The organism is Lacipirellula parvula, assembly GCF_009177095.1.
Classification (GTDB): Bacteria; Planctomycetota; Planctomycetia; order Pirellulales; family Lacipirellulaceae; genus Lacipirellula; species Lacipirellula parvula.
The window spans coordinates 1238037-1252488 of sequence record NZ_AP021861.1; the positions used below are offsets into that span (position 1 = coordinate 1238037).

The 14452-nt window shown below is 62.6% G+C and carries 13 protein-coding genes; 2 read left to right on the forward strand and 11 right to left on the reverse strand.

Translation table 11 applies throughout. The annotated features are described in order from the left end of the window. Positions 1–78 precede the first annotated feature (78 nt). Positions 79–1182, forward strand: a complete 1104-nt coding sequence (ribD, locus tag PLANPX_RS04520; RefSeq protein WP_152097578.1) for a bifunctional diaminohydroxyphosphoribosylaminopyrimidine deaminase/5-amino-6-(5-phosphoribosylamino)uracil reductase RibD — start codon at positions 79–81, stop codon at positions 1180–1182. Positions 1183–1299: 117 nt separating this feature from the next. Here the strand turns inward: ribD and PLANPX_RS04525 are convergent, their stop codons facing one another. Then, on the reverse strand, positions 1300–1719 hold the full coding sequence (locus PLANPX_RS04525; RefSeq protein ID WP_152097579.1) for a secondary thiamine-phosphate synthase enzyme YjbQ: 420 nt from the start codon (positions 1717–1719) through the stop codon (positions 1300–1302). Positions 1720–2121: 402 nt separating this feature from the next. Here PLANPX_RS04525 and PLANPX_RS04530 point away from each other — a divergent pair, with 402 nt between their 5' ends. Continuing rightward, positions 2122–2352, forward strand: coding sequence for a hypothetical protein (locus PLANPX_RS04530; RefSeq protein ID WP_152097580.1), 231 nt, complete (start codon positions 2122–2124; stop codon positions 2350–2352). A 339-nt stretch (positions 2353–2691) separates the two neighbouring features. On the opposite strand, the gene PLANPX_RS04535 is transcribed toward PLANPX_RS04530, so the two are convergent. The 10 genes from PLANPX_RS04535 to PLANPX_RS04580 form a co-directional block, all read right to left on the reverse strand. Next, positions 2692–2907, reverse strand: coding sequence for a carbon storage regulator (locus tag PLANPX_RS04535; protein ID WP_152097581.1), 216 nt, complete (start codon positions 2905–2907; stop codon positions 2692–2694). A 191-nt stretch (positions 2908–3098) separates the two neighbouring features. Then, a complete protein-coding gene (locus tag PLANPX_RS04540) occupies positions 3099–3386 on the reverse strand; it encodes a hypothetical protein (protein WP_152097582.1) in 288 nt (95 codons plus the stop codon). Between the two features lie 449 nt (positions 3387–3835). After that, on the reverse strand, positions 3836–4534 hold the full coding sequence (locus PLANPX_RS04545) for a hypothetical protein (protein WP_152097583.1): 699 nt from the start codon (positions 4532–4534) through the stop codon (positions 3836–3838). Between the two features lie 202 nt (positions 4535–4736). Continuing rightward, positions 4737–7184 carry an FdhF/YdeP family oxidoreductase gene (locus tag PLANPX_RS04550; protein ID WP_152097584.1) on the reverse strand — a complete coding sequence of 816 codons (2448 nt, stop codon included), beginning with the start codon at positions 7182–7184 and terminating at the stop codon, positions 4737–4739. A 29-nt stretch (positions 7185–7213) separates the two neighbouring features. Next, positions 7214–8125, reverse strand: coding sequence for a formate dehydrogenase accessory sulfurtransferase FdhD (fdhD, locus tag PLANPX_RS04555; RefSeq protein ID WP_152097585.1), 912 nt, complete (start codon positions 8123–8125; stop codon positions 7214–7216). A 187-nt stretch (positions 8126–8312) separates the two neighbouring features. Then, positions 8313–8957 (reverse strand): SpoVG family protein, encoded by a 645-nt coding sequence (locus tag PLANPX_RS04560; RefSeq protein WP_152097586.1) that lies wholly within the window; start codon positions 8955–8957, stop codon positions 8313–8315. Between the two features lie 25 nt (positions 8958–8982). Beyond that, positions 8983–9909, reverse strand: coding sequence for a 4-(cytidine 5'-diphospho)-2-C-methyl-D-erythritol kinase (locus PLANPX_RS04565; RefSeq protein WP_172991868.1), 927 nt, complete (start codon positions 9907–9909; stop codon positions 8983–8985). A 348-nt stretch (positions 9910–10257) separates the two neighbouring features. Next, positions 10258–10878, reverse strand: a complete 621-nt coding sequence (gene tmk / locus PLANPX_RS04570) for a dTMP kinase (protein ID WP_152097588.1) — start codon at positions 10876–10878, stop codon at positions 10258–10260. A 35-nt stretch (positions 10879–10913) separates the two neighbouring features. Beyond that, positions 10914–11945 carry a helix-turn-helix transcriptional regulator gene (locus PLANPX_RS04575; protein WP_172991869.1) on the reverse strand — a complete coding sequence of 344 codons (1032 nt, stop codon included), beginning with the start codon at positions 11943–11945 and terminating at the stop codon, positions 10914–10916. Further along, complete coding sequence (locus PLANPX_RS04580; RefSeq protein ID WP_152097590.1) at positions 11872–14334, reverse strand: TolC family protein; 2463 nt, start codon at positions 14332–14334, stop codon at positions 11872–11874. Before PLANPX_RS04580 ends, PLANPX_RS04575 begins: the two co-directional genes overlap by 74 nt. Positions 14335–14452: the final 118 nt, after the last annotated feature.

Below are 14452 nucleotides of genomic sequence, written 5' to 3' on the forward strand. Positions count from 1 at the left end.
GAACTATCTATCTCCCGCTGTTTTTCTTCGTGAACTCCTTCGCGTCTATGAGCCTTCGTGGTGAGAATTCAACCGCCGATGAACGACGAATCACGATACATGCAGCGGGCGATTGAGCTCGCGTATCGCGGCGAGGGGTTCGTCGAGCCGAATCCGATGGTTGGCTGCGTGCTCGTTCGCAACGACGCGGTCGTCGGCGAAGGCTGGCATCAGCGATTCGGCGGGCCGCATGCCGAGATTGAAGCGCTCCGCATGGCGGGCGAAGCCGCGCGTGGGGCGACGGCGTACGTAACGCTAGAGCCGTGCGCTCATACCGGCAAGACGCCGCCGTGCACCGAGGCGCTCATTTCCGCTGGCGTGGCGCGGGTCGTCATCGGGCATCGTGATCCTAATCCGGTCGTCGACGGTCGCGGCATCGAGCGGTTGCGCGCGGCGGGCATCGATGTTGAATTACTGGACGGCATCGCAGAGGCGCGCGAGCTGCTGGCGCCGTTCGCGAAGCTGATGACGGTCGGCCAACCGTGGGTGATTGCCAAGTGGGCGATGACGCTCGACGGCAAGATCGCCGCTCATACGGGCGACAGCCAGTGGATTAGCAGCGAAGCGTCGCGGGCGATCGTTCATCAATTGCGCGGACGCGTCGATGCGGTCGTCGTCGGTCGCGGCACGGCGGAGCAGGATGACCCACTGCTCACTCCCCGCCCTGCTGGCCCGCGCGTGCCGACGCGAATTGTGCTCGACTCGCAGGCGGTGCTGTCGCTTGAGAGTCAACTCGTGCGAACCGCCGTCGAGGCGCCAGTGCTGGTTGCGGCAGCGGCGAACGCTCCCGATAGCCGTTGCCATGCACTGCGCGAGGCAGGCGTCGAAGTTTGGCAAGCGCCGGCGGCGGCTGTCGCCCCCAGCGAGCGGTGGATCTCGCTACTCGACGAACTCGGCCGGCGGCGGATGACCAACATCTTGGTCGAAGGGGGCGGTCACGTCCTCGGCGCGTTGCTCGACACCGACGCGATCGACGAAGTCCATGCCTTCATCGCCCCACGGCTGATCGGCGGCGCCGGGCCCAGCCCTATTTGCGGCGCCGGACGGGCGGTGATGGTCGATGCACTTCGCTTGGCGTCGCCGCGGGTCGAGACAATCGGCGAAGACGTTTACGTAAGCGGCCGCGTTCTGCGAAGTCGGTGAGCACTACAAGCAAACGCCTGAACCGCGAATCACGCGAATCTGCGCGAATTAAGAACTAAGGGCATTCTTTCGTGTCTTTTCGTGTGTTTCGTGGTTAAAAACTCCCCGTATTCCTCTTCATTCTCCCCAAATCGTCGCCACGACGCGCCGCCGTCCGCCCTGGTTGCGATGCTCGCAGAGGTAGATTCCCTGCCACGTGCCGAGCGCCAGCCGGCCCTCGCGAATTGGAATCGTCAGCGAGGCCCCCAGCAGCGACGCTTTCACATGCGCCGGCATGTCGTCGGGGCCTTCGCATGTATGACGATACGGAAAGCTTTCGGGCGCGATCGCGTTGAATGAAGACTCGAGATCGAACGGCACGTCGGCGTCGGCGTTCTCGTTGATCGAGAGCGACGCGGACGTGTGCTGGATGAACAGGTGCAAAAGCCCCACCTGCACCCCGCTCAATTGGGGGAGCTTCGCGGAAATGTCCCGCGTGATCAGATGAAACCCGCGCGACTTTGCGGGTAGCTCAATCAGCTCTTGGATCCAGGGCATATCGCCTCGCAAGGTCAGCGAAATCGTCGCATTTTACCGAGCAAATCGAGCGAGTTGCGGGAAGGCGCAATGCTCATTTCAGCTAGCAGCTTCGCCCAGGCGGCAAGGATTCGCGCAAAGCGAGTTTCAAATTGCGAATAGCCTCGAAGTCAAGGGGGAAAAAACTTGACTTGCTTCGCACGCTAGTAATAATCGCTTAATCCAAAATTCAAAACAGTCGGCAGCTTGGTGGCGGCGAATGGATCGCCTCCCCGTTGAAGCACCCACCTTAGTTTCCCACCTCTGCAAAGCCGGCTGAGGATTCTTGTTGCGAGCATTACCCAGGCTTGGCGGCCTTCGCTCGCTGTGGCGCATTTCGATGCAAGGCAATATTGTTCGTTGAATAGCAAAGGTAGCAGGACCATGCCCGATCCCAAGTTGAAGAACGTTTTCGAAGCGATCCTCAAGTACGGTCACGACGAAGACTTCGCCCCGAAGATGGACGAAGAATTCAAGGCGACTCAAGCCCCGGCAGGTTCCCGTGAGAAGCTCGAAGTGTTGGCGGAGCGGATTCGCTCGGGTCAGCCCCTGTGGCACGAAGAAGACCGTTCGGACTACACCGGTCTGACCGGCGCCGTTCGTCCCCGCGACTAGTCTAGCGTGTCCGAACAATTTAATTCAATCGAAGAGGCCGTCCCGGCACCGTCGGGACGGCCTCTTCGCGTTTCTAACCAAGGCGCGAGTTCAGGAGCAACCGCCGTCGAACTAAACGCTTGAAGCTTGGGAATGTCGTTCGGAAGTAGTGGACAGGATCCGGGATGACGGCGATCGACAGATGGTGGATTGATGGGAGCGCCTCGCCGCCAAAGGCGGGACAACTCAGCGTTTCATCATGTCGGTCTGCGGCATCCGGTGATCTGGTCCCTCGTTCTCGCAACGTAAATGCTTCGTGGTTCGCGTTGAGTTCAGCGACGTCGTCGCTGCTCCCGAGAACTAGGCGGAACGGGCCAGCGACGCCAACTCCCCGGCGGCGACCTCGATCTCCAAACCGGCGCCGTCGTGCGGCTCCAGTTCATCGCGCAAGACAAGCATGTCACGCGGGGCGTCAATGCCGAGGCGAACCTTGTCGCCGGCGACGCGCACCACAGTGATCACGATCGAATCCCCCAACTTGATGCGTTGCGATTGCTTTCTCGATAAAACCAGCATTTGGTTGACCTCCATGTTTCCCGCGGCGGGGCTTATGAACTTATGTACAGTATATCGAGCCGGACAGAGTCCGCAACTCTGTCCGGCAAATAATCTCGGAATCGACGGGCACTCTAAGAAGCGGTCAGCTTTCAGCTATCAGCGTTCAGCCAGATCAATTGCTGACCGCTGAGTGCTGACCGCTAACGGCTTTAAGCTTCGATCATCGGAGCTTCAAGCAATCGCGTGCGCTGCATCCGTCGGCCGCATGAACCGTAAAACAAGATCGTGTTCTGCTCAGTTTCCCAAATCGCGGTGAGGCGGACGGCCCGAGGGCCATGGAGGCAATAATAAATGCCGCACGGTTTGCCGGAGCGATTGAGAATTTGTTGGGTGAGCGGGAAGCGATCGGGTTCTAAAGTTTCCAGGCGACTCAGGGTGTGGGCGACGTATTGATGGACCAGTTCCAGCGTCGGCAGACGCTCGGCGTTTTCCACCATCGACGGACGAACCTCATAGGGACTTCGTTGATGTCAACTCAGCGTGAGGCGACCAGACGCTCGGGAGGGCGATCCGCGCCAAGCTCGCTCTTGTAGCGAGCTTTCTTCCGAGCGTCGCGGTCAATCGTCTATCCGACTGCCACGGCGCCGCAGTCACCCGTGTTAAGCTAGGTGACTTGCGACAACCTAGATATCGGCGGCGAGTTGCTGCTAGCTGCAGGTCGGCCGTTAAGATTTGACGAACAACGAAGGCTGCACGCCGTCGTCGCGCGACGCGATCGCGCAGTTAGCGCGAAGCGTTAGAGGCGCTGCGATGCGAATTTGAAAGAAGAGATTTAACCTTGGTTTGGCTCAAGGTTGTTGGGACGATTCCGTCGCACGAGGTTGTGATCAGATCAGACGGCTTTGCGGCGCCACGTTGAGCGTCACATGCCGCCCGCGATAGTGCGTTAGGGCTTCGCTTTCGCAGGCGCGCGGTATTCGAAGAAGAATCGTCCCCTTCCAGCGGTATGGACGTTGTACATCCCGAAGTAACGGCAAAGATCGTCCTCGACGCCTTGCAGTTCCTCGCCGATGGCCTTATCGGCGGGAGAGTACCACGGGTGCCAACTCCGGTGGATGTAGATGCTGTGATCGGGAGTATAAAAATCGGGCAGGTCGTGTTGTGGCAGCTTGGCGACGGCTTCGCGATACTCGCGTAACCGTTGTTTCTCTTCCGGAGTGCTAGCGATGATGTCATCAAATTTATAGGACAAACCGAGAGCCTGCTTGAGTCGCGTTTCCTCGCGCTGCGAAGCGTCATTGATTTGCTCTAGTCGTTCGTATTCGTCGATGGAGATTTTCGGAGCGAAACGGACCACATAGCTCACGTCGCCTGTTCCTACCGCCGTCGCCGTCGGCTTCTGTTCGCCGATCGGTGCAGGTCCATTCGGGACCCACGCGTTGAACTCTACCGGTTGCTTTCGCTGGAGCGTGATTTCATTTCCCGTCGCGGAAATTGTCCAAGCATGCGAGCCCACAAAGTTGCCAAGACGCTGCACCCACTTCTGAGACTCGACAGCTGGTAACTGCCAAGCCGTCGCTGATTGGGCCGAAACGGAGTGCTCGATGCAAAATATCAACAATCCGGCGATGAAGATGTAACGCATTATCGCATTCCTGATGTGTGATTCGACCCGCGACCGGTGCAGAAAGGTTGCCCTTTCCCGATTGTCGCGTCATGCACTGCGCACGGCCCAGTCTAGTAATTCTAGCTACCGAAGTCACCTTCGGTTCGTTGTTGGCACGGCGCCGAGCAGCGCAAATGCAGATCTCTTCACCTTTACGCGGGATATCGCCAATTGCTGGGTTCTAGGTCGTCGGCCGCACACTAATAATTGTGCACTTCGACGTCGGGCAATTGCTCAGCGGCTCGACGCTCCCCACCGGGATGAGGACGTTCGCCTCGGGGTAGTACATCGCTGCGCACCGTTTGGGGATCGGAAACTCCACGGCGACGAAGCCGCACGCGGTGCGCGTTTGGCCGTTCCAGTGGCTGGTGACGTCGACAAGCTGATGCGGCGCGATCCCTTGCTCGTCGAGGTCGGCCCGGTTGAGCATTACGACTCGCCGCTCGTTGTGGAGGCCGCGGTAACGGTCGTGCAGGCCGTAGATTGTCGTGTTGTATTGGTCGTGGCTGCGAACGGTGGTCATCGCGAACTGGTTCGGCCCGAGTTGGTGGTCGGGGATCGGATTGACGGTGAAGTTCGCTTTGCCGGTGTCGGTGTGATAGACGTTCTCGCGCGGCGGGTTCGGCAAGTAAAAGCCGCCGGGATGGCGAACGCGGGCGTTGTAGTCGTGGCAGCCGGGGATCACCTTGGCGATTCCGTCGCGGACGTGGTCGTAGTTCTCGGCCCAAGCGGGCCAATCGACCGTCGCCCGGTCGCCGAGCACCGCCGCCGCCATGCGGCAGACGATCGCCGTCTCGCCCATCAATTGCGGCGACGCTGGCGCGAACCGGCCGCGCGACCACTGGATGACGCCCATCGAGTTCTCGCACGAGACGAACTGCTCGATCGCGGGGCGTGAACTTGTGGCTGGCGAGACGTCGGCTTCGGTGCGGCCGAGGCAGGGGAGGATGAGCGCCTGCGCGCCGGTCACCAGATCAGAGCGGTTGAGCTTCGTGCCGATCCGCACGGTGAGCCGCGTGCGGGAGAGTGCTTCGGCGGCGTAGGCCGTGTCGGGCAGCGCCAGCAGAAAATTGCCGCCGAGCGAGATGAAGACTTTCACCCGTCCTTCGTGCATCGCGACGATCGACTTCTGCGAATCGAGGCCATGCTCGCGCGGCGGGTCGAAGCCGAACGCCCCCTGCAGCGCGTCGAGCAGTTCGGGCTGCGGCCGTTCCCAGACGCCCATCGTGCGGTCGCCTTGCACATTCGAGTGGCCGCGCACGCAGCACGCCCCCGCGCCCGGCTTGGCCATGGCGCCGCGGAGGAGTAGCAGATTGAGAAGTTCCTGAATGTTGCCGGGCCCGTTGTATTGTTGGGCGATGCCAACGCACCAACTGCAGATGATCTCGCCCGTTTCGCGAGCCCAGGCGGCGGCCGTTTCAATCTGCTCGCGTTCGATGCCCGACGCTCGCACGATTTCGTCCCAACTCGCGGCCCGCACGTCGGCCAGCAAGTCGTCGACGCCGGCGGTGTTCGCGTTGACGTAGTCCCAATCGATGCCGGCGCCCCGCTCGGCATCGTCGGCCGCGACGATCGCCTTGAGGATTCCCTTGAACAGCGGCACGTCGCCGTTGATGCGTACCTGCAGAAAGAGGTCGGCGATCGGCGTTGCGTGGCCGAGCAGCCCCGTCACTTCCTGCGGCTGCATGAAGGAGATGAGGCCCGTCTCCGGCAGTGGATTGACGGCGACGATCTTGGCGCCGTTCCGCTTGGCCTCTTGCAGCACCGACAGCATCCGCGGATGGTTCGTTCCCGGATTGTGGCCGACATTGAAAATTAGCTTCGCCCGAGCGATGTCTTCGAGCTTGACCGTCCCCTTGCCAAACCCGAGCACATGGTTGAGCGCGGTGCCGCTCGCTTCGTGACACATGTTCGAGCAATCGGGCAAGTTGTTCGTGCCGAACTGCCGCACGAACAGCTGGTAGGCGAAGGCGGCTTCGTTCGTCGCCTTGCCGGAGGTGTAGAACGACGCCTCGTTCGGCGAGGCGAGGGCGTTGAGCTCGTCGGCAATCAGCGCGAAGGCGTCGGCCCACGAGATCGGCTGGTAGTGCGTCGCGCCGGTTCGCAGCACCATCGGCTCGGTGAGCCGGCCTTGCTGCTCGAGCCAGTAGTCCGACTGTTGCGAAAGCTCGGCGACCGAATGCTTGGCGAAGAAGTCTGCCGTCACGCGGCGGCGATCGGACTCGTGGGCCACCGCTTTGGCGCCATTCTCGCAGAAGTCGAAATGCGAACGCTTACCGTCGGGATCGGGCCAGGCACAGCCGGGGCAATCGAAGCCATCTTTCTGGTTTACTTGCAGCAGCGGCAGCACGCCGCGCACGACGCCTGCCTCGCCCAGGGCGTAGTGAAACGACGACAGCACGGCGCCGATGCCGGTCGCCTTGCGTTCCGGCTCGCGCTGCCGCAGGCCGGCGAGTTGCTGCGGCGCGAGTGGATCGACGGCGCCGTGAGCAGTGTTGAGCGTGCCGGCCTCGACGCAAGGGAGTGGCCGCTGTTCCGTCGCCGCGTGCGGCCCGTGGTGGCGAGGGTGATAGTTGGCGAACTCGCCGTTGTGGGAGCCTTCGCGAACTGGTTGGGGTGACTGGCTCATGGCTCCATCCTCAATTGTTTCAGTGATCGTCAGCTTGGCGCCGCGCCACTCAGGATGACGCTACGCTCAACTGACGCTTGCTCGGTCGCAGAGTGGATCCGCTCCACCCCTGCGTACACATTAAACCGATCGCCGCGGACGAAGCCGATGATCGTCATCCCGTGTCGAACGGCAAGTTCCACCGCCAGGCTCGACGGGGCGCCGATCGCTGCGAGGATCGAAATCCCCGCGACGGCCGCCTTCTGTACGAGTTCGAAGCTTACGCGCCCGCTTACCAACAAGATGCTTTGCGTGAGCGGCGTCCGCTCGGCGAGGAACTCGTGCCCGATCAACTTATCGAGCGCATTGTGCCGGCCGACGTCTTCGCGGAGGGCGAACAATTCGCCGTCGGCGTCGAAGAGCGCCGAGGCATGCAAGCCGCCGGTCTGTTCAAACACCTCTTGCGCTGCACGCAGCTTCGCCGGCAGGCTGCGAATGACCGCCGCGTCGACGACAGGTTCGCCCGGCAGGCACCCCTCTCGCGGTTGCACCTGCACCGCCTCCAGCGACGCCTTGCCGCAGACGCCACAGCTCGACGAGGTGTAGAAGTGACGCTCCAGCCGAGCCAAGTCGACGGCGACGCCGGGTCGCAGCTTCACGCACGCCACGTTGCCAGCGCCGCAGCTGGTGACGCCGGCGATTTGCTCCGGGCTCGTGATGATCCCTTCGGTGAAGAGGAAGCCGACGGCGAGTTCCACGTCGTGCCCCGGCGTGCGCATCGTGATCGACACGGCTTGCCGTACGCGATGGCCGCGCTCGCCATGCGCGAGTCGTATCTCTAGCGGTTCCTCCACCGCGAGCAGATCGTGCTCGGCGACTACTTCGTCGCCGCGAAGCCGCCAGGTTTCAACCGACGCGCAGGCGCGGCTTGTAGAATCAACGCGTTCGTCATCGACGGCCATTCTCGCTCCCCAGCGCGCCTTCAGAGTCTGCAACGAGCGTCGGCATCATACCGTAAGTTGCAGAGCGATCGCAAAGGATCGCGCGCATCGCGATAATCACAGCGGGGGCGAGATTCGCCTGACGGTTAGCGCGCAGTGGTTGGCCGCACCTATCAGAGGAGCAAGTCGCGCTAACTGTCTAACCGGCTCACTCGCCAGGAAAGATCCCCGCCCCAAATCCCGTCGGCGGTTCGCGGTAGGCGTTGCGGGCGGCGCTCGGCGTGTTGGGCGTCGTCGGCGGAGCGGTGCGCTCGCGCACCGGGCCGCCCGACTGCGGACGGTTGTTGCCGAGGTGCGAGTGGCGACGCTGGTGGGCCTGGTCGACCCGCGTTTCGCCCGGAGCGCCTTGCTGCGGACGCTGTTTAAAGTCGCCGTAGTCCATGTCGAAGTCGTCGTAGCGCGAGACGTAGTCGGGTTGCTTTGCGCGTTCGATCTCTTCGTAGAACTCTTGGACGACGACCTCTTGAATCATCTCGCGGCAGGCCGAATTGATCGGGTGGGCGATGTCGGCGTAGAGCTTCGCGCGGCCGTCCGAGTCAAGCGGCATCCGCTCGTTCGAGAGCTGGCTGCCGCATTGGTTGCAGAAGGGGGCGCGAAGATGGTTCTTCATGCCGCACCGCGGGCAGTGGGCGGTGAGCTTGCGGCTCGGCATCGCGACGAAGGGGCCGCTGGTCCCTTCGATGATCTTCAAGTCCCGCACGACGAAGCAATTGTCGAACGTGATCGAACAGAACGCCTTCAGCCGCTCGCCCGGTTCTTCCATGAGCTTGATGCGGACCTCGGTGATTTCCACGGCAGTTCTCCTTGCGAGGTTGTCCTTAGCGGCACGTCGCGGTCGTGAAGACAGTCCCCAGATTGGCGGCACTCAGGATAGCGGCGGCATGGCGGGCGTGACGAGCTGAACGCATGACGCCGAAATAAGCCGATCCGCTTCCGGTTAATTGGTGGGCGTAGCACCCCAGCGCAGCAAAGGCGATGCCGAGGCGTTCAATTGCCGGGCAAAGTTGGCGGGCGGGAGCTTGCAAACTATTGCCGATCCGTTGCATCGCCGCGCTCAGCGAACCACGGCGGAGCAGGGCGATCAGCTCCGCAAGTCGGCTGGAGGCCGGCGGCGCGGGCGATCCATCCCACGCAGGGGCGGCGAGTTCGCGGAAGCAGTCCGCCGTCGACACGCCGTCGCGCGGCGCGACGACGACGATATGGAGGCGGGGGAAATTGTCGATTGGTTCGACGCGCTCTCCCCTGCCCCGACAGATCGCGGTTTGACCAGCGAGGAAGAACGGCACGTCGCTGCCCAATTGGGCGGCAAGTTCGCTCAGTTTTGCCGTGGAGTAATCGATGCCCCAGGCACGGTTGGCGAGCATCAAAGCAGAGGCGGCGTCGCTGCTTCCCCCGCCGAGGCCGGCCTGCATAGGTATTCGCTTGGTAAGGATGAACGAGCCGTGCGGCTCGACGCCGGCCGTCCGGGCGAGGAGTTCGGCGGCTCGCCAGGCGAGATTCTGTTCGTTGGCGGGAGCGAGGCGGATCAGCTCGGCCGCAGAGGTCGGGTGGTACGCCAGCGCGAATTCGGCGGAGCCGCGGTCGTCGCGGGGGGACCAGCTGAGCCGGTCGCAGAGGCGGATTGGCGCCAACAAGGTTTCCAACTCGTGGAACCCGTCTGTGCGGCGTCCGAGGACTTCGAGATAGAGGTTCAGCTTGGCTGGCGCGAGCGCCTCCCAAGCGTCACTCTTCCTCCGAACATACATGTTCGCAGCCCCATTCCCTGAGGGCATGGCGCCAAGGACTGCGACCGGCGACCCGAGCCAAGTCGTCCCTTGGCGTGCGTTCCGTGCATCTCTGGCTTGCGGCCAGCGGTATCCACCTGCACGGGCTCTACACTGTTGTCATATCGACGATCTACCCGGCAAGACGCCAGCAGGAAGCCAGCTTTGCAGGCAGGTTCTTCGACTTTTCGAGACGTAAACCGAAGTGCCAGGGCATTTTAGCGCTTTTTTCGTGGCGAGTCAATTCAGACTGGACAGGCGCCTGAATCAAGCTGACGGTCTGCCCCGATTGGGGGAGAGGCCCCAGGAATGGATTCATTCCCAGCCCAATTAGGCCTTCGCGAGCAGCGGTGCCGCGATCCTACGGAGCTCCGCTTGGATCACCGCGACCTCGCGATCAGCGGCGATCACATGCACCGTCGGCCCCATCGCCTTCGCTTCGGCGAGGAATCCCGCCCGCAGCCGCTCACGATATTCGTTGCCGCGATTCTCGACGCGGTCGAGCTCTCGGCCCATCCGGCTCAGGGCGACCGCTGGATCAAGATCAAGCAGGAAGGTGCAGCTCGGAGCGACGCCGTTGGTCGCCACGGCGCCAACTTGCCGGATCGAGTCGATCGCCAACCCGCCCGCATGCCCTTGGTAAACGATGTTGGCCAGCAAGTAGCGATCAGAGACGACCGTCCGTCCAGCCGCGAGGGCGGGGACGATCACTTCGTCGACCAGTTGCGCCCGCGCGGCCATGTAGAGCAGCATTTCGCTCCGCGGGGCGATTGGCGTCGAATCGTCGCTGGCCAGCAAAATATTGCGGATCCGTTCGCCGACGGCCGTGCTGCCTGGGTCGCGGCAAACGATTGGTTCGTGTCCCTGCTCAGCGAGCCATTCGCAGAAGAGCTTGAGCTGGGTGCTCTTCCCGCCGCCGTCGATGCCGTCGAATGAGAAAAATGGCGGCATGGCGTGGGTGCGGGGCGGCGGGGCGGTAAATCAGTTCACCGCTGTTTTACCCGAGCGCCGGCGCCAGTCCCAGGCCTCGGCGGCAGTTGATTGTCGTCGCGTGCGTAGATCTTGCACACATTCTCGGCCCGCGTCGCGACTTGTTTGCGTAGCTTCGCCGGCCGGATGACCTCAGCATGCTCGCCGTAGCCCAGAATCCACCAAATGATTTCACTAAACCCCGATACTCGGGCGTGGAAGTCGAGCGATCCGTCGGCGCGCCATTCCAGCCGCTGCGTCTTGTGCCACTCAACCTCGCTGACGTTCGTCGCCACGATCTTCGCGAATCGGATCGTCACCTGCTCGTCGGGAGAAGAACTCCGCATGATGTTCCAGGCATTGCCGAGGTATCGTTCGAGGTTAAAGCCGCGTGGTCGCGAATACTTCTGATCGAGCAGTTCGATATTCAGAATGCGGCTGACGTTGAACGTCCGCGGCCCCGAATGCAACGAACTCCGGCCGATCACGTACCAGGCGTGACGATCGAAGAACAGTTGGTAGGGACGTAGCTTTGTTTCGATCACCTCCCACTCTGTGAGGCTTTGGTAGCGAATCTGCGCCACATGCCGCTCGGCAAGCGACTCGACAAGCCGGGCGTAGACCGCTTCGCTTCCTTTCAATTGGTCGAGCGCATTCAAACGAATGCTGATGAAGCGCCCCAACAGCTGGACTTCCTTCCGCAAGTCCGCCGCCAGGGCGCCTTGGATCTTCAGCGCAGCAGATCGCGCGGCGCCGAAAAACGGCGCCTCCGTGCCGGCTCCCAAATCGCTTGTGAGCGCCACAATCGATAGCGCCTCATCGAAGCTGAAATTTGTCGGCCGTAGAAAATAGTCAGCCGTGATCGAGTAGCGGCCGCTCGTTTTGTCGAACTGCAGCGGCACGCCTGCTTCACGCAGCGTTTCGAGATCGCGAAAGGCGGTGCGTCGGCTCATGCCGCACGCCTTCGCCAAGGCGTCAGCGTTCTCCCCCTGACCAGCCTGCAAGGTTTGCAGCAGTTGCAGCAGGCGCGTGATTCGCTTGAGGTTCATAGGCGGCGGATCCGTCCGCATCGCCCGGAGCTGCAGCCGCAGGAAGCGGTTGCGGAGCGCCAAACGGATTGGGGACGGCGGCAGCTGGAGAAGCGACGGGATTCGAAACGACGTTCGAGGACGCAAACGGATTCGAGGGAGCCGAACCTGCCGACGCGCCTGCGACAACTGCCCCTGCCGCGGGAGCTGTCGTGGGAAGAGCGGTGAGCGTCGACGGCTTCATCGTACTCGCTGCGGCGGCGGTTTCCAGGTACGAGACCGGCGCCATTGCATTTCCCGACACGTCCGCATCGCTGACCGACGCCTGCGGGCCCAATGCTTCCGCCGGCGGAGCCAACGGTTCGGGGACGATCGTCGGAACCGGACCTTCGTACGCGGCGCCCTTCGCCGTGCCGGGGGCCTGGTTGTAGACGCCGCGGCTCATCACGTTGGGACGCGTGAATCCGTAATCGATCGCCATCGCCGCGTCGCGACGGCGAGCCCGACGGGTCGCGTCGAAGTAAGCCTTGCCCGGCCACGGGCCTTCTTGCAGGAAGATGCCGTTGTATTCGAGCAGCGAACCCTTGCGGTAGTGGACCCGCATGATCGCCCGGTTGTAGTCGACCAGCGACCGGTAGTACGCAGTTTGGGCGTCGGCCCGGCGTTGCTGCGCTTGGAGCAGCAGGTCGAGCGTCACGCGGCCTACCTCGTGAACAGCGGCGACGGCCTTCACTTCGTCTTCTTCGGAGTTCCAACGATTGAAGTTCGTTTGGGTGACGCCGTAGTTCAGATCGAGATCGCGGACCGCATCGCTCAGCTGATGCGAGACCGAGAGTTCCAAGTCTTGCAGCACGGCTCGCTCGCGAGCGAGCAACAGTTGCGAGTGCCGGACCGTCGTGTTGGGGAGGCGGAAGCCGATCGGCATGGTGAACTGCAGGCCGGCTTCCCATTCTTGGAAATCGCCGCTGGTGAGCGATTCGGCTGCGGTCGAGCCGTCGAGGAACGGCGGGATGCCGTTGCGCGGTACGTTGATCAAATCGTCGCCGGCGCCGAGCCAGCGGTACCGGCCGACGAGGTCGAGCCGCGGCAACAACAGATTCTTCGCCGCGATCAGTTCGAGTTCGCGCCGCTTGATCGTCCACTTCTGCCGGCGGACTTCTTCGCGGCGGACGAGCGATTCGGAGTGGATGGTCGGCCAGTCGAACTTCACCGGGGCCACCGTCGGTTCGTCGCTCGGACGAATCAACCGACCGTCGGTGGCGGCGAGGCCCATCAGGTAGCGGAGGCGCGATTCGACGCGGAACAGATTCGTCTGGGCCGTTTCTACCTGCGTCTTGAACAGGAAGAACTGGGCCCGCGATTGGGCTTCGGTGTTCGCTTCGCCGCCTTCGCCGCTGACGCGGAACTTGGCCATCACGCGACGCCAAGTTTCCAAGGCGCTAGCCTGACCGGTGCGGCGAGCCTCAAGCTCGCGGTAGCAATAGTAGAGTTCCCAGTAAGCGTCTTCGACGTCCCGCATCTGGTCGCGAACGCCCGCCTCGAAGTCGGTGAGCGTGACGTCGGTGCGGATCTTGGCGATCAACACGCCGTCGATTTGATCGGAAAAGTTGCCGTTCGCTTCCGAGAAGCTGCGCGGACCGGCGATGCGGTTGTACTCGACGCCGGCGCCTTGCAACAACGGCTGCGACACGCCCATTTCGACGTTCGCGAACCAATCGCTCGCCTGAGTACGACTGCCGTTGTTGTTCTGGTCGTAGTTGATGTTGTTGCGAACGTCGAACGTACCGCCGGTGACGGAGTTCTTCGTGATGCCAGTCGAATAACGGCCGGTATCCTGACGGAACAGCGGATTGAAGAAGTCGGGCGCCGCGGCCAGACCGAAGTTCTGCGGACGATCGTTTTTCTGCCACGTGAGGCTCGAGTCGAGCTGGGCGTCGAATTCCGACAGCGCCGCTTCGACGCCGCGGCCGCTAAACTGGCTGCCGGTATTGCCGCCGTAGCCGCTCTCGGTTAGAGCCGGGTCGTAGGTGGTGAGGGCGTTGCCGCCGCCGGCCGTGAGCGCTTCGGGCGCCGTGGTCGAAATGTTCTGGCCGCCGTCGTTGATGCGGCCGCCCAAGTTGCGAATGACGGTGCTGTTTTCGAGCGTCAGCCGCACGACCTCTTCCAGCGTGAGGTCCCACATCTTAAAGCTGTCGGCGTTGGCGAGCGTCAGCGGGGCTTGAGCGGAGGAGACGTCGTTGATCGGCGTGGTGTGAACATCGGGGTATTCGATGTTCGTCGCGACGTCCATGTAGTGAGAGAGATCGCCGTCTTCCTTGAAGTAGAAGGGCTGAATCGGCGTGCAACCGCTGCAGAGCGTGAGCCCGCACAGCAGCAGCGAGGTTGCCGTTCGTAGTTGCCGATTCATCATGCGCGATCTTTCCGCCCGTTTCGCACCCCCCAGTGCGTCGCCGCGGCGTGTGGCGCCGCGACGTTTACGTTGTTTCGCTAGCACTGCGCGACGGGCGAACAGCTCGCGCGCAGGCTGA